We start from the raw sequence: 22,836 nt of genomic DNA, 5'->3' as shown, positions 1-22,836 counted from the left end.
CTCCCGGACTCATCCTCGGGGAGGAATTTCGAACGGGTGCCTCAGGCGGGAGCCCAGGGGGGCGTCCCGCCTGACGTACCACTCGGTGCCGAAGACGAGACGGTAGAGGGGCTGGGGGATCTTGAGCATGACTCCGAGCGTGCGGGTGTCGGCGCCGGTGGCCTGGGAGGCGTGGGCGGCCATGCTCGCCCGCTTCTGGCGGGCGAAGCGCCGCACGCCTACCCGGTGAGTGATCACCTCGCCGGGGGAGTAGGCCCGTTCGAAGGCACGGATGTCGAGTTGCGGGTAGAACCTCCGGACGAGCCGCAGCCCTCGCAGCAGGGGGTCGCGGTTGACCGTGGCCTCCAGCACGATCGGGGTCTTCGCGATCTCGGCGGCCCGGCCGCCGACCCGGTGCACCTGGACGTGGTCGGGGTGCCCGTAGCCCCCCGCCGGATCGTAGGTCGTCAGCAGGTCGGCCCTCTCCTCGGTGAGGATGGCGGCCAGCCGCCGGGCGGCCTCCTCCGTGTCGGCGTCGATGAAGGCGTTGTCCGGCCTGTCGTCGGCGATCCCACCGTCGGGAGCCAGCCCGGAATCTCCGTAGCCGAGGTTCACCACCCGGGCGCAGCCGAGCGCGGCCGCCGATTCGTACAGCTCGGCCATCCGGGCGGCGCCCAGCGCCTCACCGGGTTCGAGGTCGGCCTGGCCTCGTTCACCCGAGGTCGCCACGACGAGCACCACCCGGTGCCCCTCGGCGGCGAGCATCGCCATGGTGCCCGCGGTCAGCAGGGCCTCGTCGTCGGGATGGGCGTGAAAGAACACCGCTGTCTTGACGTTGCCGATCAGGCTGGACTCCGTTCGCGGGGGTTGAGCGCGCCCTCGGGGGCACACAGGCATGATCTCACGCGGGTCTACGCTGGCATCGTGAGGATCCTCCATGTCAGTGACTGTTACCTGCCGCGCCTCGGAGGGATCGAGGTGCAGGTCGCCGATCTGATCCGGATGCAGCGGGAGGCCGGTCACCATGTCGAGGTGGCGACCGCCACCCCGGGGGAGCCTCTCCCCGGAGTGCACAGGATCGTCGCGGGACTCCCCTTCGACCTGCCGGTCCACCCGTTCGGGGTGGGCCATCTGCTCCGCCTGATGAGGGCACGGCGCCCCGAGGTGGTGCACGTGCACACCGGCGCGGTCTCGCCGTTCGCCTGGATGGGGGTGCGGGCGGCGACGCGGGCGGGGCTGCCCCTGGTCGTCACCGTGCACAGCATGTGGGACCCGGTCACCAGGGCGATCTACCGGGGGCTGCGGCTGCTGTTCGGATGGCACCGCTGGGGGCTGGTGGGCACCGCGGTGAGCGAGGCGGCCGCCCTGCCGATCCGCGCGGTGGCCGGGCCCGGCGTACCGGTGTACGTGGTCTCCAACGGCCTGGACGTCTCCGGCTGGCGCGCCGCGTCCCCTGCCGCCGATTCCGCCGGTGCGGATTCCGCCGGTACGGGTTCGGTACGGTCCGACCCGGTGCATGTCGTCGCGGTGGGGCGGCTGGCGCCCCGCAAGCAGCCGATCCGCCTGCTGCGGCTCCTGCGGGAGGCCCGTGCCCTGGTGCCTCGGGAAACGCCGATGCGGGCCACGGTCGTCGGGGACGGTCCGGCCCGATCACGGATGGAGCGCTATCTGAGGGCCAACGGCATGACCGGCTGGGTCTCGCTTCCCGGCCGCTACAGCCGCGACCAGATCCGCGAGCTGCTCGCCGCGACGGACGTGTTCGTCGCCCCCGCGCCCCGCGAGTCCTTTGGACTGGCGGCGCTGGAGGCCAGGTCGGCGGGGGTGCCGGTGGTGGCACGCGCGCAGAGCGGGGTGGCCGACTTCGTCCGGCAGGGCAAGGAGGGGTTGCTCGGGCGGAGCTTCGACGACCTGGTCACGTCGGTGGCCAGGCTGGTCCGCGACCGCGAGCTGCGCGAGTCGATCGCGGCGAACAACCGGGAGACCGAGCCCGTCCGCAGCTCCTGGCCCGCGGTGCTCGAAGGCTTCGAACGCTGCTACGAGCAGGCCCGCGCCCGCGGGGGCTGACGGGGGTGCGTCAGGCCCGGGGCGGGGGGAAACGTGCAAGATCCCTGCTGTGCGGTGGCGGGGCCCGGGAGGTGTTCGGTACGGCCGCCGCGCCGCACTGCCCCCCGCAGGCGGAGCGGCGGCCGTACCGGGAGTGCCTCCTGTCGGAAAGGAGGCACGGTTCCGGTTACGAACAGGCGGCGGCGAGCTTGGTGGTCGCCTCCTGGATCTTCGTCCCGAGCGTCCCGAGGGTCGAGGCCGAGGCGGCCGGGTCGTTCGGGTCGATCTTGATCGCCCCGAACGAGGTGGAGAGGTCGGTGAGCGCGCTGGCCAGATCGCCGTCCGCGGTGTCCGCCAGAGCCTTGAGGTCGGCGGCGAGCTTGGCGGTGGCGTCGTTGAACTTGCCGAGGTCACCGGCGCCCGCCGTGGCGGCGGTGCTGTAGTCCGTGAAGATCTTCGACCACGTGGCCTCGGTGCAGATCGTGGCGTTGGTGGACGACCCGCCGCAGGCGGCGGTCATCGATATGAGAGCGGCTCCCGCAGCGGCGACGGCGATACGGCGGGGGGAAAGGGCGCGGAACATTTCTGCCTTTCATTGCATTTCGTGACAGGTAGCACGGTAAGCATAGGGACTTGCGCGCCACTTTCACGGCACTTACAGAAGTGACTCAAGTGACTTGATGTGATTCCGTCCTCGCGGTGGGTAAGAGCGGGGTATGGCTGAGGTGATCGTCGAATCCGGTTCCGGTCAGCACTCGCTCAAGCGGGTCATCGGGCGCAGGGTTCTGCTCCTGTTCGTGGTGGGTGACATCCTCGGCGCGGGGATCTACGCGCTGGTCGGGAAGGTCGCGGGCCATGTCGGCGGAGCACTGTGGGTGCCCTTCCTCGTCGCCTTCCTGCTGTCGGCGCTGACGGCGACCGCCTATGCCGAGCTCGTCGGCAAATATCCGCAGGCCGCGGGCGCTGCGCTTTATGTGAATAAAGCGTTTAATATCCCCTTCGTCACCTTCATTGTGGCGTTCGCGGTGATGATGAGCGGGATCACCTCGGCGAGTGCCGCCGCGCGGGCCTTTGGCGGCAACTACCTCACGGAGTTCGTCACGCTGCCGGTCGTCGTCGGCGCGTTCATCTTCCTCGGCCTGGTCACCCTGGTGAACTTCGCCGGCATCTCCGAGTCCATCAAGGTCAACGTGGTGCTGACGATCATCGAGGCGTTCGGCCTGCTGGTCATCATCGCGATCGGGATCTACGCCCTGCTGTCCGGGGACGGCGAGCCGTCACGGGCACTGGAGTTCCATCCGGCCAACGGCGCCTTCCTCGGCGTGCTGGGAGGCACGGCCCTCGCCTTCTACGCACTGCTCGGTTTCGAGGACTCGGTCAACCTCGCCGAGGAGGCCAGGAATCCGCAGCGTGACTTTCCCCGGGCGCTCTTCGGCGGCCTGGCCGTCGCGGCGATCGTCTACCTGGGGGTCGCGTTCACGGCGACCATGCTGGTCGACACCAGGACGCTGACCACCTCGTCCGGCCCGCTGCTCGAAGTGGTCAAGGTCGCGGGGCTGGCGTTCCCGCCCAAGCTGTTCGCTCTGATCGCGTTGCTCGCGGTGGGCAACACCGCACTGATCAACATGCTCATGGCCTCGCGCCTGGTCTACGGCATGGCGCGTGCGGGGATCGTGCCGCGGATCTTCGCGTCGGTCCATTCGACGAGGTCCACCCCGTGGGTGGCCATCGTCTTCACCGTGGGGGTCGCGGCGGTGCTGGTCGCCACCGGAGACGTGAGCGACCTGGCCGACACCACGGTGCTCCTGCTGCTCTGCGTCTTCACGATCGTCAATGTGGCCGTGCTGGTTCTGCGCGGGGACCGCGTGGAGCACGAGCACTTCCGGGCGCCGAGCTGGATGCCCGCCCTGGGGGCGGTGGTCTGTCTCGTCCTGGCGCTGCCGGTCACCGGCAGGGGAGGGGACGTCTACCTTCGCGCGGGGACACTGCTCGCGATCGGGATGATCCTCTGGTTCGTCAACCGGCTCTTCCTGTCAGAAGGGCAGCGCTCGCCCTGAGGGGGTGCGGAGGTCGAGGTGCGGAGGTCGAGGAGGGGCGGGTTCCCGGCAGGGACACCGTCTGTTCCAAGCCGGCGACCTTGTGGTGGCGCGGGGGGACTCAGGGAGACTCCGCGGGGGGACTCAGGGGGACTCCGCGGGGGACTCAGGGAGACTCAGCGGCGGAGCACGAAGGCTCTCTCGTCGTCGCCGGTGCCGACCGAGCCCACCGCCCACAGCGCGTCGGTGCCCGGCACCCGGGTGAGACCGGTGCCGCCGATGTCGTCGGTCCCGTCGTACTGCTGGGTGGCGGTGTAGGCGCGGAACAGCGGACCGTACTCACGTGACCAGGTGGTGCCGTCGAAGTGAAGGATGAGCACCTGCCCCGCATGATCGGCGTCGATGCCGCTGATCCACAGGTCGCCGGGGCCGGAGGCGGTGACGCCCTGCAGGACGCCGCGCGAGACCGGCACCTCGACCCGGGTCCAGCGGCTTCCGTCCCAGCGCATGACCAGCGGCTGCGCCTTGTTCACCTCCGGCCGCGGGCCCGGGGCGGTGGAGATCTCTCCGACCGCCCACACCTCTGTCGGAGAGACCTGCCAGACCCGGTTGAGCCTGCCGCCGGGGATCCGGGGCGTCTCCGTCTCCTCCCACGATTCCCCCGCACCGTGCCAGACCAGCGGAGTCCTGGCCTCGTCCGTCCCCACCACCCAGACATGCCCCTTCCTGAAGGTGATCGCCTCAAGGGTGCCCTTCTCGATGCTCAGCGCGTTGTGGAACGCGCCGTCCCTCCACTCCACGACGACCGCCCCGGCGGGGCCGTTGGCGGCGAACCAGGCGGTGCCGCCGCTCGTCGCGACATCCGCCAGCCGGTAGTCCTCGGCCACCCCGAAGGGCCGGTGCGTGGTCCACGCCCGCCCGTTCCAGTGCGCGGCGAACGGGCTTGAGCCGTTGCCCACCACCCACACGTCGTCGGGACCGCCCGCGCTGACCCCCTCCAGGTGATAGGCGTCGGCCTCTCCCAAGGGCACCTGCCGCCAGTGGCTCCCGTCCCAGCGGAGGATCGCGGGCGTGCCCTCCCGATCCTCCGCGCTGTCCTGGTAGCCCACGGCCCATGCGTCACGGGGCCCGGTCGCCGCCACGTCGAGCAGCGCCGTGCCGCCCGACAGCTTCGAACTCCCCGCCTCCGCCGCCCACTCGGTGGACGCGGGGACCACCGCGTTCGCCGAGGGGCTCGCCGCGGGGTCCTGGGCGGCCGGGCCGGGAGAGCCGATGGCCGGCGGAGCCTGGCCGGCCGGGCCGGGAGAGCCGGTGACCGGCGGAGCCTGGCTCTGGGACGCGGGGCTCTGGGAGACCGTACGGTTCGGCGCCGGGGTCGCGGTGGGTTCGGGCGCCGTCCGGCCCGCGCCGCACGCGGCGATCAGGAGCGTTCCGACGACCATGACCGCCACCGGGCGCAGCTGCAACATGCCGTCATTGTTCCTTATATCACCATCGATGGGCGGTATCCGCCGGGATGGGAACCGCTTGTTCGGCCTGACCTCGCCGGCTCAACCTCGCCGGCCCGACCTCGGTGTTCGAGATGTTCCCCACCGTGGCCGAGGCGCTGGAGGCGGCCTGAGGCGGGGGTTCGCGCGACGTGCGACCAGCGCGAGATCAACGGGAACCGGCGGCGGTCCGGCACGCCTGAGGACCGGTGCTCTCGCCGACAAAGGCGTCGAAGAGCCGTTCGCGGTCGATCGCGGTCGTGATGAACGTCCGGCTGCCGACGGCGGGCAGCGCGCCCCACGCGCCGCCCTCCTCCCGGATCATCCCGACCTCCGCCCAGCAAAGGCCACCGTGTCGCCGCGGTTTCGGCGGGAGCTGGAGACGATCATCTACGCTCCGAGTGTGATCCACCGAGGGGAGAGGGGACTTCCATGGCCGAGGAACCGTCGAAGCTGGCCGGCCTGCTGTACGAGATCGGGTTGCTCAAGCGCTACAAGCGCACCGGCTGGCTGGTCGCGGGAGTACGTGACCCCGAAAGCATCGCCGACCACTCCTTCCGGACAGCGATCATCGCAAGTGTGATCGCCGCGCTGGAAGGCGGTGACCCCGAGCGCGCGGCCTTCATGAGCCTGTTCCACGACACGCAGGAGACGCGGGTCACCGACATTCCCTACCTCGCCAAGCGCTACCTGAAGGCGGTATCGAACGAGGAGGTCACAGCCGACCAGGTGCGCGGTCTCCCCGGGCCCGTGGCGGAGATGGTGAGCGGCGCGATCGGCGAGTACGAGGAGAAGACCAGCCTCGAAGCCGTCTGCGCCCGTGACGCGGACAAGCTGGAGTGCCTGATCCAGGCGATCGAGTACCGCGAGCAGGGTCATCAGAACGTGCAGCCGTGGATCGACAGCTCTCTCGCCGCGCTGAGGACACCGTCCGCCAAGCGTCTCGCGGACGAAGCGCTCGGCACGGGATCGCTGGAGTGGGTGACAAGCGTTCTCAACGGGGAGCGGGATACCTGACGCTCGCCACCCGTACGAGAGGGGAGGGCGAATACCGGTCGGTCACAGCGGTCGGGCGGGTCCGGCCCGGTCGTACCGGCCCCCGCTGGAGGAGAGCCGGCGCGTCGCCGGGTTCATCTCGTTCTGAACCCGTCCTCCGTTCATGGGCGTTCTCCTGTCCGGAGCTCTGACCGGCTCCGGGCGAGAACACAGCGGTCCTTCGCGGCCGTTCGAAGTTCTCGTCCGGCCGATTTCCGGGACAGGTCAGGCGGCGGCGTGTTCCCGGCGGAGCTGGACGCCGCCGGCACGGCCCTCGCGCTCGCGGAGGATGGTGCGGAGCACCCGAAGGCCGTCGCGGACGGCGTGCAGGTTGCTGACGCCGTGGATCCGGCTGCGCTCGTGGCTGGGGACCTCGCGGATGACGAGTCCGGCCTGGGCGGCGCGGATGTTCATCAGAGTCTCGATCTCGAAGCCGTCGCAGTCGAGGTCGAGCGCGTCGAGGTGGCGGGCCCAGAAGGCGTTGTAGCCGTAGCACAGGTCGGTGTAGCGGGTGCCGTACAGCCGGTTGGTCATCTTGGTCAGCACCGTGTTGCCGAGCGAGCGGATCGGGCTGATGTCGTCGGATCCTCCGCCGGGAGCGCAGCGCGAGCCCTTGGCGAAGTCGGCGCCCTCGACCAGCGCGGTCACGAAGGCGTGGATCTCCTTGCCGTCGGTCGATCCGTCGGCGTCGATCATGACGATGATGTCACCGGTCGCGGCGGCGAAACCCTCGGTGAGGGCGTTGCCCTTGCCTTTCCCGGTCTGCCTGACGACGCGCAGTCCGGGACGGAGGGCCTTGGCCACGGCCACCGTGTCGTCGACGGAGTTACCGTCGACCAGGATCACCTCGTCGATCCAGGATGGCAGGGTCGCGAAGACGTGGGGCAGGTTCTCAGCCTCGTTCATGGCGGGGACGACCACACTGACGCTGAATGCGAAGGGGGCGCTGTTCATGCCCACAAGGTCTACCGAACCGCCTGCAGAACGCTTGAAAGCCCCTTGCAAGCCCGTCCGGGACGGAAGGCCGGTCGCCCCGACCTTCCTCTGAGGGTACGGGGAAGGTCTCTTTGCCGACGGTCAGAAAGGGAGTGCACGACCCGAGGGGCTGCGCAGATCGAGCGGTACCGGCCTGCGGGGGGGACGGGGGCGTTGCACGACCAGGATCCTTTTCACGGTGCCGCTCCATTCTGGGCTGGATCACCGGGTGTTACCCATGCCAGCCCCAAGAATCACCTATCTCCGTATCACATGAAGAACACTGGCCACACGCTCCGCGGCCGTGGCGACGTCCTCCGCGTTACCGATGCGCCCGGCCCAGGACAACCAGAACCACCACTCGCCGTCGGCCTCGTGGGCGGCGAGCACGTCCTCGGTCCTGGCGGGTGCCATCGGGTTGATCACGTGGAGCCTTGGATAAAGCCCCGCCGCCGACCGCAGGCGTACCTGGAAGGCGTGCGCCTCCAACTGGACGGCCAGCCGCCGCAGGTGGTCGACGGCCTCGCCGCGTTCTGCCATCATCCGGATCACTCCTGGAGGACACTCGTGACTTGCTTCTTTGCAGAGTGCGGTTTCGCGGCACTTGAGGCAATCGGTCCTTCCGCAAACCCCCCCAGGATCAGTGGAATAGACCGGAAAGTCGTTGATGTTCCGTTGAGAAACCGCGAATAACGGGAATCCGGCGCACGGATGCGTTTACGCTGTGGTGCGCCCTTGTTAATGTTGTGTAAACAGCGACCGGGAGAGGGGCGCCGTGGCCCGAGGTGAGCACTCGCCCGCATGTGCACGACGCTGGCGCGAGCAGGCGGCGTCCAGGCAGTGGACCCCCTGGCAGACCGCGCAGGCCATCCATGGCTGCTGCGGGGTGAGCCTGCTCAAGGCGCACCGTCTGGCCAGGGGATGGTCGGCCAGGCAGTCCGTTCAGGAACTGGAGGAGCTCTGTGAGCGCCAGGACCTGGGCGAGGCGCGGGCCAGCATCGACCTGCTCAACGCCTGGGAGAACAACCGGGCCAGACCGCGCCCGCAGACCATAGATCTGCTAGCCAGACTGTACCGCGCCAACGCCGTCAGGCTAGGCCTGGCCGGAGACTACTGCGAGGACGGCGGAGGCGCCAAGGTCGTGGTCGTCTCCGGCGGCGAGGGACGCCCGCCCTACCAGGCCGAGGAGCGGGAACGGTCCGAAGACGACATCGAGCGACGGGCGCTGTTCCACCACGCTCTGCTCGGCTCGCGGTCGGTGATGACGGGCCGGCTGCTGGCCGAGGTGGAGCGGACCCGCCAGGACCTGGACCGTACGCTCGCCATCGCCACCGTCTCCGAGGAGCAGCTCGACCGGCTCGACGAGCAGGTGCTGCGCTACCGGCGCGAGTACATCAGCAGCGCGCCGGTGCCGATGCTCTACCGGCTCATGCTGGAGCTGTCGGACGTCAGGACGCTCTCCCTGACCCGTCAGCCCGCGATGGCCCAGCGCCGCCTGCTCAACGCCACGGTCATGCTGGCACTGCTGTCGGCCGACGCGCTGATGAAGCTCGGCGACACCCGCCAGGCCCACGCCTGGTACAACACCGCGCGCACCGCCTCCGACGACATGGGCGACGTGCGGCTGCGCGCCCTGGTCCGGGCGCAGCAGGCGATGCTGCCGTACTACTACGGAGACCTGGCCGAGACCGTGCGGCTGGCGCGCGAGGCCAGGATGCTCGCGGGGAGCGCGCCCAGTTCCCCGGCGGCGCTCGGCGCGGCGGCCGAGGCGCGGGCACTGGCCCGGATGGGTGAGCACAAGGCGGCCAGGGTCGCGCTGGCCGAGGCGGAGCGGATCTTCGCCAGGATGCCCCCCGAGGGCCACGACCACCTGGCCTTCCGCTTCTCCGAGCGGCGGCTGCAGTTCTACCGGATCGGCACCCTGATCGAGCTGGGTGAGGACGTCGACTGGAAGCCGGGGCCCACGAGCCCTTCGGAACCGTACGCCATCGACCCGGTGCTGATCCTGCTCGACCAGGCCGCGCACCTGGTCCGCGACGGCAAGGTCGACGACGCCTGCCACCTGGCGGAGAAGGCACTGCTCCAGGTGCCGCTGGAGCACCGCACCTCCATCGTGCTCAACCGCGCGCGGGCGCTGCTGTCGGAGGTGCCGCAGACCAGGCACAGGGCGGCGGCGGTGCGCCGCCTGAACGACCTGGTCACCGGCGCGGCTCTGGTCAGCTGATGGGGTCGCTCGCCGAGGAGGCGTTCACAGTCCTAAGGGAGGTCTGCGAGGATCTCGGCATCGACCACAGGGACGCGGAGCTGCTGCGGGTGCGCAGCAACGCCGTCTTCAAGCTGCGCAGCGAGATCGTGGTCAGGATCGCCACCGCGCCCAACGCGCTGACCCGGCTGCCGCTGGTCCTCGCGGTGGCCCGCTGGCTCGCCGAGCAGGGTTTCCCCGCGGTGCGCCCGGCCGACGAGATCTCCGAGCAGCCCGTGGTGCACGAGGGCAGGGTCGTCACGTTCTGGCACTACGTGCCGGCCAGCGGCCGCCCCACCACCACGGAACTGGGTGAGATCCTGCGCAGCCTGCACCTGCTGCCGGTGCCGCCGGTGGCTCTGCGGCGTTTCGTCGACCCGTTGTGCGAGGTGCGCCGCGCTGTAGACCGCTCAGAAGAGCTCACCCTCAGCCAGCGGGCCTGGCTGCGCGACCGCATCGCGGAGCTGACGGAGCGCTGGCTGGACCTCGGCGTGGACGACGAGCCGGTGCTGCTGCACGGTGACGCCTGGATCGACAACCTGCTGCGCTGCACGGACGGTCATGTGGTGCTCTGCGACTGGGACGGCGTCTCGGTCGGCCCCCGCGAGTGGGATCTGGTCCACACCTACCACGGTCAGCGGCGCTTCGGGCTGACCGCCGCCGACGTGGACGCGTTCGCCGACGCGTACGGCAGCGACCTGCGTTCCTGGCCGGGATACTCCACTCTCATGGAGGTCAGGGACATCTACGCGGTGGGCATCCACATCCGCAACGCCGCCGCGGATCCCTTCTCCCGGCGCGAATTGCCCCGCAGGCTCGATTCCCTCACCCGGGGTGAACAGCATGCTCGCTGGTACATGGCCGAACCCGCTAGTGTCTCCCAATAAAGACCTTCAAACGGGGGCAGAACATGCCAAAGGTCACGCTTCGCAATACCTTTCACGTCCGCAACACCCCGGAGGTGCTACGGGCCCACCTGAGCCGGCCGCAGAGCTACATAGGACTCTCGCCCATGGTGGTCGCGGTCAAGGACGTCGAGCAGGGGGAGGCCGAGACCCGTTACACCTCGGTGGAACGCTTCAGGTTCCTCGGCTTCGTCAAGTACGACAACATGATCAAGGTGACGTTGCGGAACACAGCGCGGACCGTGGAGGGCGAGGTCGACAGCCCCGGTGGGGTGCGCATGGACTACCGGTTCACCCTCAGTGAGAAGGACGGGGGCACCGAGGTTGAAGACATTCTCGTGGTGCACGCCTGGGCCAGGCCGCTGCTCGGCTACGCCGCGAAGAAGGCCCGCGAGGTGCAGCTCGCCCGCGCCGGGATCCTGGCCGCACGCCTGGGCGCCGCCTCCTAGACTCCGTCGGCCGGGGCGGGACGGGTGAGGGCGCCCACGGTCACCGGGAAGGTGATGGCGATCCTCGGCGCGTTTCTGCCGGGAGACGTGAGGCTGACGCTCACCGAGATCTGCCGCCGGGCCGAGCTGCCTCCCGCCACCGGTCACCGGCTGGTCAAGGAGCTGGTGGAGGGCGGCTTCGTGGAGCGGCTCCCCGACGGCTCCTACCGGGTCGGGATGCTCCTGTGGCGGATCGGCGCCCAGGCGGCGGAGCCGCGGGAGCTACGGGAGCTCGCCCTGCCGTACATGGAGGACCTCTACGCCGCGACCCGCGAGAACGTGCAGCTCGCGGTGCTCCGCGACGACCGGGCGCTGTACCTGGAGCGACTGCGCGGGCCCACCTCCGTGCCGATCGTCTCGCGGGTGGCCGGAGGACTGCCGCTGCACGCGACCGGGGTCGGCAAGGTCCTGCTGGCCTTCGCGGACCCGGAGACGGTGGAGCGGGTGCTCGCCAGGGAGCTCACCCCGCACGCGCCCAACACGGTGGTGGACCCCGCGCGGCTCCGTACCGAGCTGGAGGAGGTCCGCCGGACCGGGATCGCCTGCACGCAGGAGGAGATGTCGGTGGGCACCTGCTCGGTCGCGGTGCCGGTACGGGGGGCGGGCGGCCGGGTGGTGGCGGCGCTGTCACTGGTGGCCTGGCGGCACAACGCCGACCCGCGCCGGCTGGCACCCGCCGTGCTGACCGCGGCCGGGGCCCTCTCCCGGGACCTCGCCGCCCTCCGAAGGTGACGGGTTTCCGCTGACAGGTTTCCGGTGATGGGTTTCCGCTGAACGGAAGAGCGGCGCGTGCGGGGGTGAACCGTGCGGAATGCTCGACGCATGCGAACTCAGGTCGGGATCGTCGGGGCGGGCCCCGCCGGGCTGCTCCTCTCCCATCTGCTCCATCTGCGGGGCATCGACTCGGTGGTCCTGGAGGCACGGAGCAGGCAATACGTCGAGCAGCGCGTGCGGGCCGGGGTGCTTGAGCAGGGCACGGTGGACGTGCTCAACGAGGCGGGCGTCGGCGACCGGATGCGCGCCGAGGGACTGCCGCACCACGGCATCGAGCTGCGGTATGGCGGGGCCGGGCACCGCATCCCCTTCGAGAGGCTCGTCCCCGGCCGGGCCATCACCGTCTACGGCCAGCAGGAGGTCGTCAAGGACCTCGTCGCCCGCAGGCTGGCCGACGGAGGGAGGATCCTCTTCGACGTCCCCGACGTCGCCCTGCACTCGCTGGAGAAGGATCCCTACCTCACCTTCCAGGGCGAGCGCCTCGACTGCGACGTCATCGCCGGGTGCGACGGCTTCCACGGCGTCTCGCGGAGGTCGATCCCCGAGGGCGTCCTGTCGGTCTTCCAACGGGACTATCCCTTCGCCTGGCTCGGCGTCCTCGCGCGGGTCCCTCCGTCGGCCAAGGAACTGATCTACTCCCATACCGAGCGGGGCTTCGCGCTGCACAGCATGCGCTCCGAGGAGATCAGCCGCTTCTACCTGCAGGTTCCCCCGGACGCCTCGCTCGACGACTGGCCGGACGAACGGATCTGGGCCGAGCTTCGGGCACGCCTGGAGACGGTCCCCGGGTTCACGCTGGCCGAGGGGCCGATCATCTCCAGGGACGTGTCGGCGATGCGCTCGTTCGTCGCCGAGCCCATGCGCCACGGCAACCTCTACCTCGCCGGGGACGCCGCCCACATCGTGCCGCCCACCGGAGCCAAGGGGCTCAACCTGGCGGTCGCGGACGTCCGGCTGCTGACCGCAGCCCTGGCCGAGTTCTACGCGACGGGCTCCGCGGACCTGCTGGACGCCTACTCCGACAGCTGCCTGAAGCGGGTCTGGCGCGCACAGCACTTCTCCTGGTGGATGACCACGCTGCTGCACACCTTCGACGCCGACGACGCCTACGGGCGGCGCCTGCAGATCTCGCACCTCGACTACGTCACCTCCTCAGCGGCCGCCGCGACCACGCTCGCGGAGAACTACGTCGGCCTGCCCTTCGACTTCGGAGCCCGCCCGTGACCCACCCAGATCCGCACCCGCACCACCTCACCCCCGGCTATCTCAGCACCCTGCTCCGCGCCCCCTCGTACCCGCCGGTGCGACCCGCCCTCGACCCGGAGGCGGCGGAGCTGCTCGACCCGGTCTACGGCCATCGGCCGGTCGGGCCGCTGGACCACGACCTGACCAGGCAGCACGCGGGCGAGCCGATCGGCGAGCGCGTCATCGTCACGGGCCGGGTCCTCGACAGCCGGGGCCAGGCGGTGCCGAACACGCTGGTGGAGGTCTGGCAGGCGAACGCCACCGGCAGGTACGCCCATCCGGTGGACCGGCACCCGGCCCCGCTCGACCCCAACTTCACCGGTTTCGGCCGCTGCCTGACCGACGCCGAGGGCCGCTACCGGTTCGTCACGATCAAGCCGGGTGCCTACCCCTGGCGCAACCACTCCAACGCCTGGCGTCCGGCGCACATCCACTTCTCGATGTTCGGCGCCGCCTTCACCCAGCGGCTGATCACCCAGATGTACTTCCCCGGCGACCCGCTGTTCGCCTACGACCCGATCTTCCAGTCGGTCCCGGAGCCCAAGGACCGCGAGCGGCTCATCTGTGCCTTCGACCTTGACGTCACCGAGCCCGAGTGGGCACTCGGCTACCGCTGGGACGTCGTGCTGGGCGCGACCCCGTTTGAGGAGGAGTGATGTCGCAGACCCCGTCGCAGACCGTGGGGCCGTTCTTCTCGTTCGCCCTGTCGTACGCCGAGGGACCCCTCGTCGTGCCGGCGGACCATCCGGACGTGATCGATTTGCGCGGCCGGTTGCTGGACGGCGCGGGCGAGCCGGTGTCCGACGCGCTGCTGGAGATCTGCCAGCCGGGGTTGTTCGGCCGCTGCGAGACCGAGGCCGACGGCTCCTACCACTTCCGCACGGCCAGACCCGACGGCTACATCCCGCTGCTGATCTTCGCGCGCGGCCTGCTCAAGCCGGTCTGGACCCGGATCTATCTCACCGCGGAGGCGCCGTTCCCCGCCGAGGTGGATCCGTCACGCCGGAGCACGCTCGTCGCGGTGCCCGAGGGGGAGCGGGCCTACCGGTTCGACGTCCGCCTCCAGGGGGACGGCGAGACGGTGTTCTTCGCCTACTGATCCCGGTGCTCGCCGGGGCGGACGAGGCCGTGCTCGTAGTCTCGCGCTCAACCAGCGGGCTCCTCCCCGGTGGCCCGTGTCGTCAGCGGGAACGAGGCACTGACGCGGTAACCGCCGTCCGGCAGAGGTCCGGTGGCGAGCCGCCCGTGGAAGAGCGCGACCCGCTCCCGCATGCCGATCAGACCGTGCCCGGCGCCCCGGGGTCCGGTATGGCCGTGGCGGGGGCCGTCGTCGACGACCTCCAGGCTGAGCGTGCGAGGCCGATGGGAGACGGTGACCGTGACGCGTGCGGGACCCGCGTGCTTGAGCGTGTTGGTCAGCGCCTCCTGGATGATCCGGTAGGCCGACAGCTCCAGCCCGGCCGGGAGCGGCCGCGCCTCGCCCTCCACGGCCAGCTCCACCTCCAGGCCGGCGCCGTGTACCTGCTCCACCAGGTCCTCCAGCCGGGCCAGGTTGGGCTGCGGGGCCAGCTCGTCCTCGTTGGAGTCGGTACGCAGCAGGCCGAGCATGCGGCGGAGCTCCTCGACCGCCTCTCGGCCGGCTTCCTCCACCACGGTCAGCGTCTCGCGTTCGACCAGCTGGTCGGGGCGGAGCATCAACCTGGCCGCGCCGGCCTGCATGACCATGACGCTGACGCTGTGGGCGACCACGTCGTGCAGCTCGCGGACGATCCGGGTGCGCTCCTCGGCCACGGCCTTGCGGTCGAGCAGCTCGCCGCGTTCCCGTGCCTGGATCGCGACCTGCCGGTGCCGCCACACGGCGAGGCCCGTGCCGCCGGCGATCGAGGTCATCACCACGGCCACCGCCAGGTCCCGGGGGATGGAGGGATGGTCGCCGGCCAGCATCATCGACCCGACGAAGAGCCCGGTGACCACGAGCCCGATCGCGATCCTGGGATCTCGCGGGGGAGTCTCGCTGACCAGGGTGAACAGCAGGATGAGCTGGACGTGGAACTGCCAGGCGGCGGAGAGGTCGCCGAGGTGCGCGAAGCTCACCGCGCTCACCAGCGAGTAGACGGCCAGGATCGTGAGCGGGGCACGGCGCCGTACGAGCACCAGGCCCGCCGCGGCCAGCACCGCCGCCGGCAACCACCAGGACTGCTCATGGCCGAAGGCCGACGTGCGCTCGCTGAGCTCCTCGGTGAGGCCGAACGCGGCCGTGACCGCCGCGATCAGCCAGTCGACGGCGCTGGGCGCGAAACGGCGACTCATGACGCGAGGGCAGGGGGGTGCGGCATGACGTGAGGGTAAGGGGCGGAAAGGAGGCCTGACATCCCTCTGGGGGTGGATTGCGGTTCAAGGCGGGCCCTGATGCGGGGGCCCCGATACCGGTCCTCTGATATCGGTCCTCTGATATCGGGGTCCCGATACCGGGACCCTGATAGGGCCCGCCCTACCGTCGTCGGTCCTCGTGCAGGTCAGGGGGCCGGTGCGGTGGGTTTCCCCGGAGGGGTGGCGTCCCCCTGCCCCGGGGGCCCTACGGGATCACTCAGGGGTGGCCGGGGGCTCTCTCCGATATTCCGGGACCTTGATCGTCGCCATCGTTGAGGCATGGGAAGTCAGGCGCTCACCGGATCCAGGATGATCTTCGGCGGCTACGCGGCGATCGGTGCCGGGGCCGTCACGATGCTCGGGCTGCACGTGGTCACCGGCCTGGACCCGGTGCACACGGTGATCAGCGAGTACGCGTTCGAGGCGGACGGCTGGCTGCTGCTCCTGTCGCTCACGCTCTTCGCCGCCGCCGCGACGATCATCGGGACCATGCTGGCCCGGCGGGGCGAGGACCGGGCCGCCGCCCTGCTGGTCGGACTCTGGGGCCTGTGCATGCTGCTGATCGGCGCCTTCCCCACCGACGAGCCCGGCGTGCCGCTGTCGATGTCCGGTGGCATCCACAGGTACGCGGCGTTCGTGGCCTTCCTGACGATGCCGATCGCCGGACTGCTCCTGGTCAGGCGGCACGCGGCCGGCCCGTACGCCCGCGCGATCCGGCTGCTCAGCCTGGCCTCCTTGGGAGTGCTGGTCCTGGTGGTCCTCCCGTACGTGGTGCGGATGGCCGGCTTGGACCTGACGGGCGACGACATCCCCGCCGGGGTGACGCAGCGGCTGGTGGTGGGCTTCGAGGTGGCGGTGCTGGCCATGCTGGGCCTGGTGGCCGGAACCGGATACGGCCGTACCCGCCGCCCGCTCCCGGTGACCGCTCGCGCCTGACCCCTCGCGATCCGGGGTGATGTGCTCCTGGTCCTGGGGTGACGTGCTCCCGGCCTTGGGGGATGCGCTCCCGGTCCTGAGGGCGGCCGGAGCGAGAGGGGCCTGCCGCCGACCGACGACCCCGCCGCTACTTTCCTGACTTTTCATTATTTGTCGTACGGCTGCCCTACGCTCCGGAAGCGTCGATCAACAGAGAGGGTGGAGCATGGCCGCGCGGAGCACTTACCTGGAACTGTCCGAGGACGGCGGGAGCTCGCACAAGTTCTACGAGGTGGTGCTCGACGGAACCCAGGTGACGATCAGGTACGGCCGCATCGGCGAGTCCGGCCAGTCCAAGATCTCGGCCTTCGCCAGCGAGGCGAAGGCCGAGGCGGCCGCCGCGAAGAAGATCAACGAGAAGGTCCGCAGGGGTTACGCCCCCGCGGTTCAGGGGGTGCGCCAGCGCCGCGCGGTCACCCGGCGCAGTGTGGAGAGCGCCCGCTCCACCGCCACCCAGGCGCCGGTGCTCTGGCGCTTCGCCAGCGGCGCGGCGGCGTTCGGCATCTTCGTCGACTCCGAGCGCTGCTGGGTCGGCAACCAGCGCGGCGATGTCTACACCGTCACCCACGGCGGCACCGTCACCGGTCGCTTCCGGCTGCCCGACGGGGTCAAGTGCATCGTCGGCGACGACTTCTGGATCTACGCGGGCGCCGACGACGGCAAGGTCTACGACCTCGGAGGCAAGGTCCCGAGGGTCGCGTACGAGATCGCCGAGGACGTCGACATCTACTGGCTGGACATCCACGACGGCGTGCTGGGCGTCTCCGACCGGGCGGGGCGGATCACCACGATCGACCACGAGGACGAGTTCCAGTGGGCGCGCAAGGGCAGGGGCGACTCGGCCTGGATGGTCCGCTGCGACGACGAGGCCGTCTACCACGGGCACTCCACCGGGGTGGCCCGCTACGACGCCGCCGACGGAGCGCCGGTCTGGGAGACGCCCATCAACGGCGCGGTGCTGTTCGGCTGGCAGGAGGCCGGATCGGTCTACGCGGGAACCTCGCGCGGCGCCGTGCACCGGCTGCGCAAGTCGGACGGCGCCGGCCAGGCGGTCTACCGCTGCGACGCCACGGTCTTCTCCTGCGCCACCGCCCCCGACGGCCGCTACGTCTTCGCCGGTGACAACCACTCCTCGATCTACTGCTTCGACCAGGGCGGCGAGCGCCTGTGGAAGCTGGCCACCGGCTGCGGCTCCGCCTTCTCCATGCAGTACCTCGACGACCGCCTCTACATCGTGACCACCGACGGCACCCTGGCCTGCATCGACGCGAGTGAGGAGGCGATCAGCGCGGCCCAGGGGGGTACCGTCCCCAAGCCCGTCGACGTCAAGGCATCGGCCGGGCTGGCGGTGGTGGAGCCCACCACCGTGCTGGAGACCGTGGTGCTCGACACGGTCTCGCACACCGGCGACGGCGTGGTGGTGGAGTGCTTCCGCGAGGGCGAGCGGCTCAGGGTGCGGGTGGTCAGCGAGGGCTACGACGTGCGGCGGAACGTGCAGTTCCCCAAGGGCGTGCGCGAGGTCGGGGCCCGCTACCTCGTCGAGGGCGTCCGCTTCTCCGAGAGGGGCGGTTTCTACCGCGCGTACGGCGACATCAGGCGCCTGCTCTGACCGCGAGGGCGAGGCGGCCGGTTCCCCACCCGGCCGGTCCCCTGGCTAGGCACTTGTCGGCCGCGGGGTTCACGATGTCGCGCGCCCCGCTGTAGACCCACTGCTGGGTGGCCAGCAGTGGGTCTACAGCGGGGCGCCCACCCGGTACGGATCAGGGGCGGCCGCCGGAGCCGTCGAGCCCGGCGCGGCGCAGGGCGTCGGCCATCGCGCCGCTCGGCGCGTTACGCTGCCGACCCCCGCGGTCTTGCCGCTGCCGGTCGCCGCGCCCCTGCCCGCCGCCTTGGCCGCCACTCTGCCCGCCGCCTTGCCCGCCACTCTGCCCGCCGCCCCGCTTGCCGCCGCCGTCACCCTGGCGCTGACCCCCGCCGCCCTGCTGGTCGCGCTGGTCGCGCGGTCCTCGCGGGCCGGAGGGCTTGACGTCGTCATCCAGTCGCAGGGTGAGCGAGATGCGCTTCCGCGGGATGTCGATGTCGAGCACCTTCACCCGGACGATGTCACCGGGCTTGACCACCTCGCGCGGGTCCTTGACGAAGTTGTGCGACAGCGCCGACACGTGCACCAGGCCGTCCTGGTGCACGCCGACGTCGACGAAGGCGCCGAAGGCCGCCACATTGGTGACCACGCCCTCCAGCAGCATGCCGGGCGAGAGGTCGGAGAGCTTCTCCACGCCCTCCTTGAAGGTCGCCGTCTTGAAGGCCGGGCGCGGGTCACGGCCCGGCTTCTCCAGCTCGGAGAGGATGTCGGTGACGGTCGGCAGCCCGAAGGTGTCGTCCACGAACTCCTGCGGGCGCAGGGTCCGAAGCACCGTACCGTTGCCGATCAGGGTCGTGATGTCGCCGCCGGTGCTCCGCAGGATGCGCCGCACCACCGGATACGCCTCCGGATGCACGCTGGAGGTGTCGAGCGGGTCGTCGCCGCCGCGGATGCGCAGGAAGCCCGCGCACTGCTCGAAGGCCTTCGGGCCGAGCCTGGCCACATCCTTCAGCGCCTTGCGGGAACGGAACGGGCCGTTGGCGTCGCGGTGCTGGACGATGTTCCCCGCGAGCCCGGAGGTGATGCCCGAGACCCGGGCGAGCAGCGGCGCCGAGGCGGTGTTGACATCGACGCCGACCGCGTTCACGCAGTCCTCCACCACGGCGTCGAGGGAGCGGGAGAGCTTGGTCTCGGCGAGGTCGTGCTGGTACTGGCCGACGCCGATCGACTTGGGGTCGATCTTGACCAGCTCGGCCAGCGGGTCCTGGAGCCGCCGGGCGATCGACACGGCGCCGCGCAGCGACACGTCCATGCCGGGCAGCTCCTGCGAGGCGAACGCCGAGGCGGAGTAGACCGAGGCGCCGGCCTCCGACACCACGATCTTGGTCAGCCCGGGGATCAGCTTCACCAGCTCGCCCGCGAGCTTGTCGGTCTCGCGCGAGGCGGTGCCGTTGCCGATGGAGACGAGCTCCACGTCGTGCTTCTTCGCCAGCGCGGCGAGAGTGGCCAGCGACTGGTCCCACTGGCGGCGCGGCTCGTGGGGGTAGATCGTGTCGGTGTCCAGCACCTTGCCGGTCGCGTCGACCACCGCGACCTTCACGCCGGTGCGCAGCCCCGGGTCCAGCCCCATGGTCGCGCGGCTCCCGGCGGGCGCGGCGAGCAGCAGGTCGCGCAGGTTGGCGGCGAACACGCGGACCGCCTCCTCCTCGGCGGCCTGCCACATGCGCGTCCGCAGGTCGATGCCGAGGTGGACGAGGATGCGGGTGCGCCAGGCCCAGCGGACCGTGTCGGCCAGCCACGCGTCGGCGGGCCGTCCCCGGTCTACGATGCCGAAGCGGTGCGCGACGCGGCCCTCGTAGGTACCGGTGGGCTCGGGCTCCGGCTCCAGGGTGAGGCCGAGGATCTCCTCCTTCTCCCCCCGGAACATCGCCAGGATCCGGTGCGAGGGCAGCTTGGTGAACGGCTCGGCGAAGTCGAAGTAGTCGGAGAACTTGGCACCCTCCTCCTCCTTGCCCTCGCGGACCGCCGCGACCAGGCGTCCCTTCGTCCACATCCGCTCGCGCAGCTCACCGACCAGGTCGGCGTCCTCGCCGAACCGCTCGACCAGGATCGCGCGGGCACCGTCAAGCGCGGCGGCGGTGTCGGCCACCCCTTCGCCGACGAACGCCGCCGCCGCGGCCTGCGGGTCGACCGACGGGTCTGCCAGCAGGCCGTCGGCGAGCGGTTCGAGCCCCGCCTCCCTGGCGATCTGCGCCTTGGTCCGCCGCTTGGGCTTGTAAGGAAGGTAGACGTCCTCCAGACGGGCCTTGGAGTCGGCTGCCATGATCTGTGCCCGCAGGGCGTCGTCGAGCTTGCCCTGACCGTCGATCGATTCCAGGATCGCGGTGCGTCGCTCCTCCAGCTCCCGCAGATAGCGCAGCCGCTCCTCCAGCGTGCGCAGCTGCGTGTCGTCGAGCATCTCGGTGGCTTCCTTGCGGTAGCGGGCGATGAACGGCACGGTGGCACCGCCGTCGAGCAGGTCCACCGCCGCCCGCACCTGTCGCTCGCGCACACCCAGCTCTTCGGCGATCCGCTGATGAATAGACGTGGTCACGATCTCTCTTCCTTCTTGATGGCGGTCCCCAAGCTACCGCCTCACTCCCCGGCGGGCCGGAGGGCTGGGGGACCAATCACGCGAGAGCCGGAAAAGAACCGGGTGAGAGCCCGGCGCGCACGGTCACCGGCCGCCTTCGAGATCGGTGTCGGGGATCCAGGAGCCGTGGATCCCCCCGGGGACGCGCCGGGGCAGCTCGACCGTGGCGATGGGGGCCGCGGCGATGTCCCCGGCGTCCAGCACCAGCAGTTCCGAGGTGTCCCTGGCGAGGTCGCCGACCACGGTGAGCAGGTAGCCGTCGTCCTCGCGGGTGCCGCCTGCCGACGGTACGAAGACCGCCTCGCCCGGCATTCGGTCGCGGCCGGTGGGGGCGATCCGCCGGGTGCCGGTCGCGCGGTCGTACTTGACGATGGCGTGGTCGGTAAGGTCGGAGCAGGGGAAGGCGACCGCGTAGTGGTAGCGGTTGAGCCGGCCCACCACTTCCACGAGGCCTCCCAGCCGCCGCGGTCGGTGCGGGGACCCTCCACGACGATCCGCCCGCCGGCGCCCTCGTAGGCGTTGGCGACGTGCAGCAACGCGCCGGGCTCGACGTCGTACCAGGTGACGGTGGCGGGGCCGGTGCGGGGCATGACACCGATGCGCGGCGCGTAGGTGTCGCTCCATCGGTAGGGGATGCCGGACGGCTCGGACGGGTCGAACACCACCGACAGGTCCATCCGGATGACGTGGTTCTCGGTGATGCCGAAGTCGTGCATCAGGGACGGTCCCGCTCCCTCGATCACCTCGGTCCGGATGATCTTTCCCTCCGCCGAGGCGACGTAGTAGATCAGGTGGGGCGGGAACGGGGAGTACGCGAAGAAGTGCAGCTCGCCGGTGACCGGGTCCTCCTTTGCGGAAGTAGCGGCCGGACAGCTCCGGCGGCAGGGTGCCCCGCACGGTGAGCTCGCGCGAGGTGATCTCGTCGGCGACGGGGGCGAAGTGGCCGGCTGATGTAGGGCTTGGCGTTCATGCGTTGCTCCTTGCGGTGTGGGAGGTGGTGGTGCGAGTGGAGGGAAGGGCGAGAAGGGGGATCGGGGAAGTCGCCCCGTGACCGCCTGCGGATTCTGGCCGGGGCGTATCGCGGGTGGGCCGTCGGCGATCCACACCGCTACCTGCTGTTGCAGGGGGTGCCGCTGCCGGGCTACACCGCGCCGGTCGACACCGTGCTGCGGGCACGGGCGACCCTGGGCCCGTTCCTGAAGGTCTTCACCGACGGGAGGCCAAGCCCGGCGGTCCTGCCCGTCGTGGAGCAGATGGAGGTGTGGGCGCGCAAGGAGCCGGCCGTCGCGTCATGGGTGGCCCAGGAGGGAGGGGTGCCCGAGGGCGAAGGCGGCGGAGCCGCCGGGCGGGCCCTGGCCGGGGCGGTCCTCGCCTGGTCCCTCATGCACGGCGTGGTCAGCCTGGAGGTCGCCTCGCAGTTCGGCGGCATGGGCCACGACCCGCGCATCCTCTTCGAGGCCCAGGTGGAGACGCTCGCGGACTCGTTCGGTCTCGGCTGACCGGGAGCGGCTGCCTCAGCCACCGCCGGGCGTTGCTCGGACACGCCCGCCGAGCATTGATTGCGGACGGGCGCGGTGTGACTACCGCTTTCTTTCGGTCGCGGCGAGTTTCTCGAGCGCGGGGCCCGTGAGCCGGTACCTCTCCCATTCGTCGAGAGGTTCCGCGTCGAGCGACCGGTAGAAGTCGATGGCGGGGGTGTTCCAGTCGAGCACCGACCATTCGAATCGGCCGTAGCCGCGTTCCACACAGATGCGGGCCAGCTCGGCGAGCAGTTCCCTGCCGTACCCGCCACGCCGGTGCTCGGGGTGGACGAAGAGATCTTCGAGGTAGACCCCGTGCGTGCCGGTCCAGGTCGAGTAGGAGACGAACCAGATCGCGAACCCCGTGACCTTGTCCCCGTCGGTGGCCATGTGGCAGAACACGCTGGGAGAGGGGCAGAAAAGCGTCTCGCGGAGCAGATCCGGGGTGTTCTTGACCTGGTCCGGCGCTTTTTCGTACTCCGCGAGGCCGTGGATCATGTCGATGATCGCCGGGATGTCGTCCGGCGTTGCGGGGCGAATCATGCTCG

23 protein-coding genes and 1 pseudogene are annotated in these 22,836 nt (G+C 70.6%); 13 read left to right on the top strand and 11 right to left on the bottom strand.

Features of this window, described 5'->3' with window-relative positions:
* Positions 1 to 9: 9 nt before the first annotated feature.
* Positions 10 to 876, bottom strand: coding sequence for a PIG-L deacetylase family protein (locus OG884_RS07105; RefSeq protein WP_326643361.1), 867 nt, complete (start codon positions 874 to 876; stop codon positions 10 to 12).
* Positions 877 to 903: 27 nt separating this feature from the next.
* On the opposite strand from OG884_RS07105, the gene OG884_RS07100 reads away from it, so the two are divergent.
* Positions 904 to 2,043 carry a glycosyltransferase family 4 protein gene (locus tag OG884_RS07100; RefSeq protein ID WP_326643359.1) on the top strand — a complete coding sequence of 380 codons (1,140 nt, stop codon included), beginning with the start codon at positions 904 to 906 and terminating at the stop codon, positions 2,041 to 2,043.
* 166 nt (positions 2,044 to 2,209) lie between these two features.
* On the opposite strand, the gene OG884_RS07095 is transcribed toward OG884_RS07100, so the two are convergent.
* On the bottom strand, positions 2,210 to 2,605 hold the full coding sequence (locus tag OG884_RS07095; protein WP_326643357.1) for a hypothetical protein: 396 nt from the start codon (positions 2,603 to 2,605) through the stop codon (positions 2,210 to 2,212).
* Between the two features lie 133 nt (positions 2,606 to 2,738).
* Here OG884_RS07095 and OG884_RS07090 point away from each other — a divergent pair, with 133 nt between their 5' ends.
* Positions 2,739 to 4,079, top strand: a complete 1,341-nt coding sequence (locus tag OG884_RS07090; RefSeq protein ID WP_326643355.1) for an APC family permease — start codon at positions 2,739 to 2,741, stop codon at positions 4,077 to 4,079.
* 155 nt (positions 4,080 to 4,234) lie between these two features.
* Here OG884_RS07090 and OG884_RS07085 read toward each other — a convergent pair whose 3' ends face one another.
* Positions 4,235 to 5,527: a hypothetical protein gene (locus OG884_RS07085; RefSeq protein WP_326643353.1), complete on the bottom strand. Its 1,293-nt coding sequence runs from the start codon at positions 5,525 to 5,527 to the stop codon at positions 4,235 to 4,237.
* Between the two features lie 187 nt (positions 5,528 to 5,714).
* A complete protein-coding gene (locus OG884_RS07080; protein WP_326643351.1) occupies positions 5,715 to 5,870 on the bottom strand; it encodes a hypothetical protein in 156 nt (51 codons plus the stop codon).
* 107 nt (positions 5,871 to 5,977) lie between these two features.
* On the opposite strand from OG884_RS07080, the gene OG884_RS07075 reads away from it, so the two are divergent.
* The gene (locus OG884_RS07075) at positions 5,978 to 6,562 is read left to right on the top strand and encodes an HD domain-containing protein (RefSeq protein WP_326643349.1); all 585 of its coding nucleotides are present in this window, start codon (positions 5,978 to 5,980) and stop codon (positions 6,560 to 6,562) included.
* Positions 6,563 to 6,805: 243 nt separating this feature from the next.
* Here the strand turns inward: OG884_RS07075 and OG884_RS07070 are convergent, their stop codons facing one another.
* Positions 6,806 to 7,534: a glycosyltransferase family 2 protein gene (locus OG884_RS07070; protein WP_326643347.1), complete on the bottom strand. Its 729-nt coding sequence runs from the start codon at positions 7,532 to 7,534 to the stop codon at positions 6,806 to 6,808.
* 279 nt (positions 7,535 to 7,813) lie between these two features.
* Positions 7,814 to 8,098: a hypothetical protein gene (locus tag OG884_RS07065; RefSeq protein WP_326643345.1), complete on the bottom strand. Its 285-nt coding sequence runs from the start codon at positions 8,096 to 8,098 to the stop codon at positions 7,814 to 7,816.
* Positions 8,099 to 8,330: 232 nt separating this feature from the next.
* On the opposite strand from OG884_RS07065, the gene OG884_RS07060 reads away from it, so the two are divergent.
* The 7 genes from OG884_RS07060 to OG884_RS07030 all read left to right on the top strand — a co-directional run bounded on the left by OG884_RS07060 (position 8,331) and on the right by OG884_RS07030 (position 14,308).
* Positions 8,331 to 9,779 carry a helix-turn-helix domain-containing protein gene (locus tag OG884_RS07060; RefSeq protein WP_326643343.1) on the top strand — a complete coding sequence of 483 codons (1,449 nt, stop codon included), beginning with the start codon at positions 8,331 to 8,333 and terminating at the stop codon, positions 9,777 to 9,779.
* A complete protein-coding gene (locus tag OG884_RS07055) occupies positions 9,779 to 10,684 on the top strand; it encodes a phosphotransferase enzyme family protein (RefSeq protein WP_326643341.1) in 906 nt (301 codons plus the stop codon). Before OG884_RS07060 ends, OG884_RS07055 begins: the two co-directional genes overlap by 1 nt.
* A gap of 23 nt (positions 10,685 to 10,707) precedes the next feature.
* Positions 10,708 to 11,151, top strand: a complete 444-nt coding sequence (locus tag OG884_RS07050) for an SRPBCC family protein (protein ID WP_326643338.1) — start codon at positions 10,708 to 10,710, stop codon at positions 11,149 to 11,151.
* A gap of 24 nt (positions 11,152 to 11,175) precedes the next feature.
* Complete coding sequence (locus OG884_RS07045) at positions 11,176 to 11,922, top strand: IclR family transcriptional regulator (protein WP_326643336.1); 747 nt, start codon at positions 11,176 to 11,178, stop codon at positions 11,920 to 11,922.
* A 90-nt stretch (positions 11,923 to 12,012) separates the two neighbouring features.
* A complete protein-coding gene (locus OG884_RS07040) occupies positions 12,013 to 13,188 on the top strand; it encodes a 4-hydroxybenzoate 3-monooxygenase (RefSeq protein WP_326643334.1) in 1,176 nt (391 codons plus the stop codon).
* A complete protein-coding gene (pcaH, locus tag OG884_RS07035; RefSeq protein ID WP_326643332.1) occupies positions 13,185 to 13,865 on the top strand; it encodes a protocatechuate 3,4-dioxygenase subunit beta in 681 nt (226 codons plus the stop codon). The genes OG884_RS07040 and pcaH overlap by 4 nt, the downstream gene beginning before the upstream one ends.
* The gene (locus OG884_RS07030; RefSeq protein ID WP_326643330.1) at positions 13,865 to 14,308 is read left to right on the top strand and encodes a protocatechuate 3,4-dioxygenase subunit alpha; all 444 of its coding nucleotides are present in this window, start codon (positions 13,865 to 13,867) and stop codon (positions 14,306 to 14,308) included. The genes pcaH and OG884_RS07030 overlap by 1 nt, the downstream gene beginning before the upstream one ends.
* Positions 14,309 to 14,355: 47 nt before the next feature.
* Here the strand turns inward: OG884_RS07030 and OG884_RS07025 are convergent, their stop codons facing one another.
* The gene (locus tag OG884_RS07025) at positions 14,356 to 15,519 is read right to left on the bottom strand and encodes a sensor histidine kinase (protein WP_326643328.1); all 1,164 of its coding nucleotides are present in this window, start codon (positions 15,517 to 15,519) and stop codon (positions 14,356 to 14,358) included.
* Between the two features lie 339 nt (positions 15,520 to 15,858).
* Between OG884_RS07025 and OG884_RS07020 the strand changes: the two genes are divergently transcribed.
* Both OG884_RS07020 and OG884_RS07015 read left to right on the top strand, forming a co-directional pair.
* Positions 15,859 to 16,515, top strand: a complete 657-nt coding sequence (locus tag OG884_RS07020) for a DUF998 domain-containing protein (protein WP_326643326.1) — start codon at positions 15,859 to 15,861, stop codon at positions 16,513 to 16,515.
* Between the two features lie 205 nt (positions 16,516 to 16,720).
* On the top strand, positions 16,721 to 18,163 hold the full coding sequence (locus tag OG884_RS07015; RefSeq protein WP_326643324.1) for a WGR domain-containing protein: 1,443 nt from the start codon (positions 16,721 to 16,723) through the stop codon (positions 18,161 to 18,163).
* Between the two features lie 151 nt (positions 18,164 to 18,314).
* On the opposite strand, the gene OG884_RS07010 is transcribed toward OG884_RS07015, so the two are convergent.
* The 3 genes and pseudogenes from OG884_RS07010 to OG884_RS37410 form a co-directional block, all read right to left on the bottom strand.
* Positions 18,315 to 20,729 carry a Tex family protein gene (locus OG884_RS07010; RefSeq protein ID WP_326643322.1) on the bottom strand — a complete coding sequence of 805 codons (2,415 nt, stop codon included), beginning with the start codon at positions 20,727 to 20,729 and terminating at the stop codon, positions 18,315 to 18,317.
* A 123-nt stretch (positions 20,730 to 20,852) separates the two neighbouring features.
* A complete protein-coding gene (locus tag OG884_RS07005) occupies positions 20,853 to 21,215 on the bottom strand; it encodes a carotenoid oxygenase family protein (RefSeq protein WP_326643320.1) in 363 nt (120 codons plus the stop codon).
* Positions 21,216 to 21,244: 29 nt separating this feature from the next.
* A pseudogene (locus OG884_RS37410) lies at positions 21,245 to 21,847 on the bottom strand (carotenoid oxygenase family protein); the annotation flags it as partial.
* Between OG884_RS37410 and OG884_RS07000 the strand changes: the two are divergent.
* Positions 21,737 to 22,267: a TetR-like C-terminal domain-containing protein gene (locus tag OG884_RS07000; protein ID WP_326643318.1), complete on the top strand. Its 531-nt coding sequence runs from the start codon at positions 21,737 to 21,739 to the stop codon at positions 22,265 to 22,267. The pseudogene OG884_RS37410 and the gene OG884_RS07000 sit on opposite strands and share 111 nt — an antisense overlap.
* Before the next feature lie 81 nt (positions 22,268 to 22,348).
* Here OG884_RS07000 and OG884_RS06995 read toward each other — a convergent pair whose 3' ends face one another.
* Entirely contained in the window at positions 22,349 to 22,831 is a 483-nt protein-coding gene (locus OG884_RS06995) for a GNAT family N-acetyltransferase (protein ID WP_326643316.1), read from the bottom strand.
* Positions 22,832 to 22,836 lie beyond the last annotated feature (5 nt).

The sequence above is a fragment of the Streptosporangium sp. NBC_01755 genome (assembly GCF_035917995.1).
Taxonomy (GTDB): domain Bacteria; phylum Actinomycetota; class Actinomycetes; order Streptosporangiales; family Streptosporangiaceae; genus Streptosporangium.
This window is presented reverse-complemented; position numbering and strand designations above follow the sequence as displayed.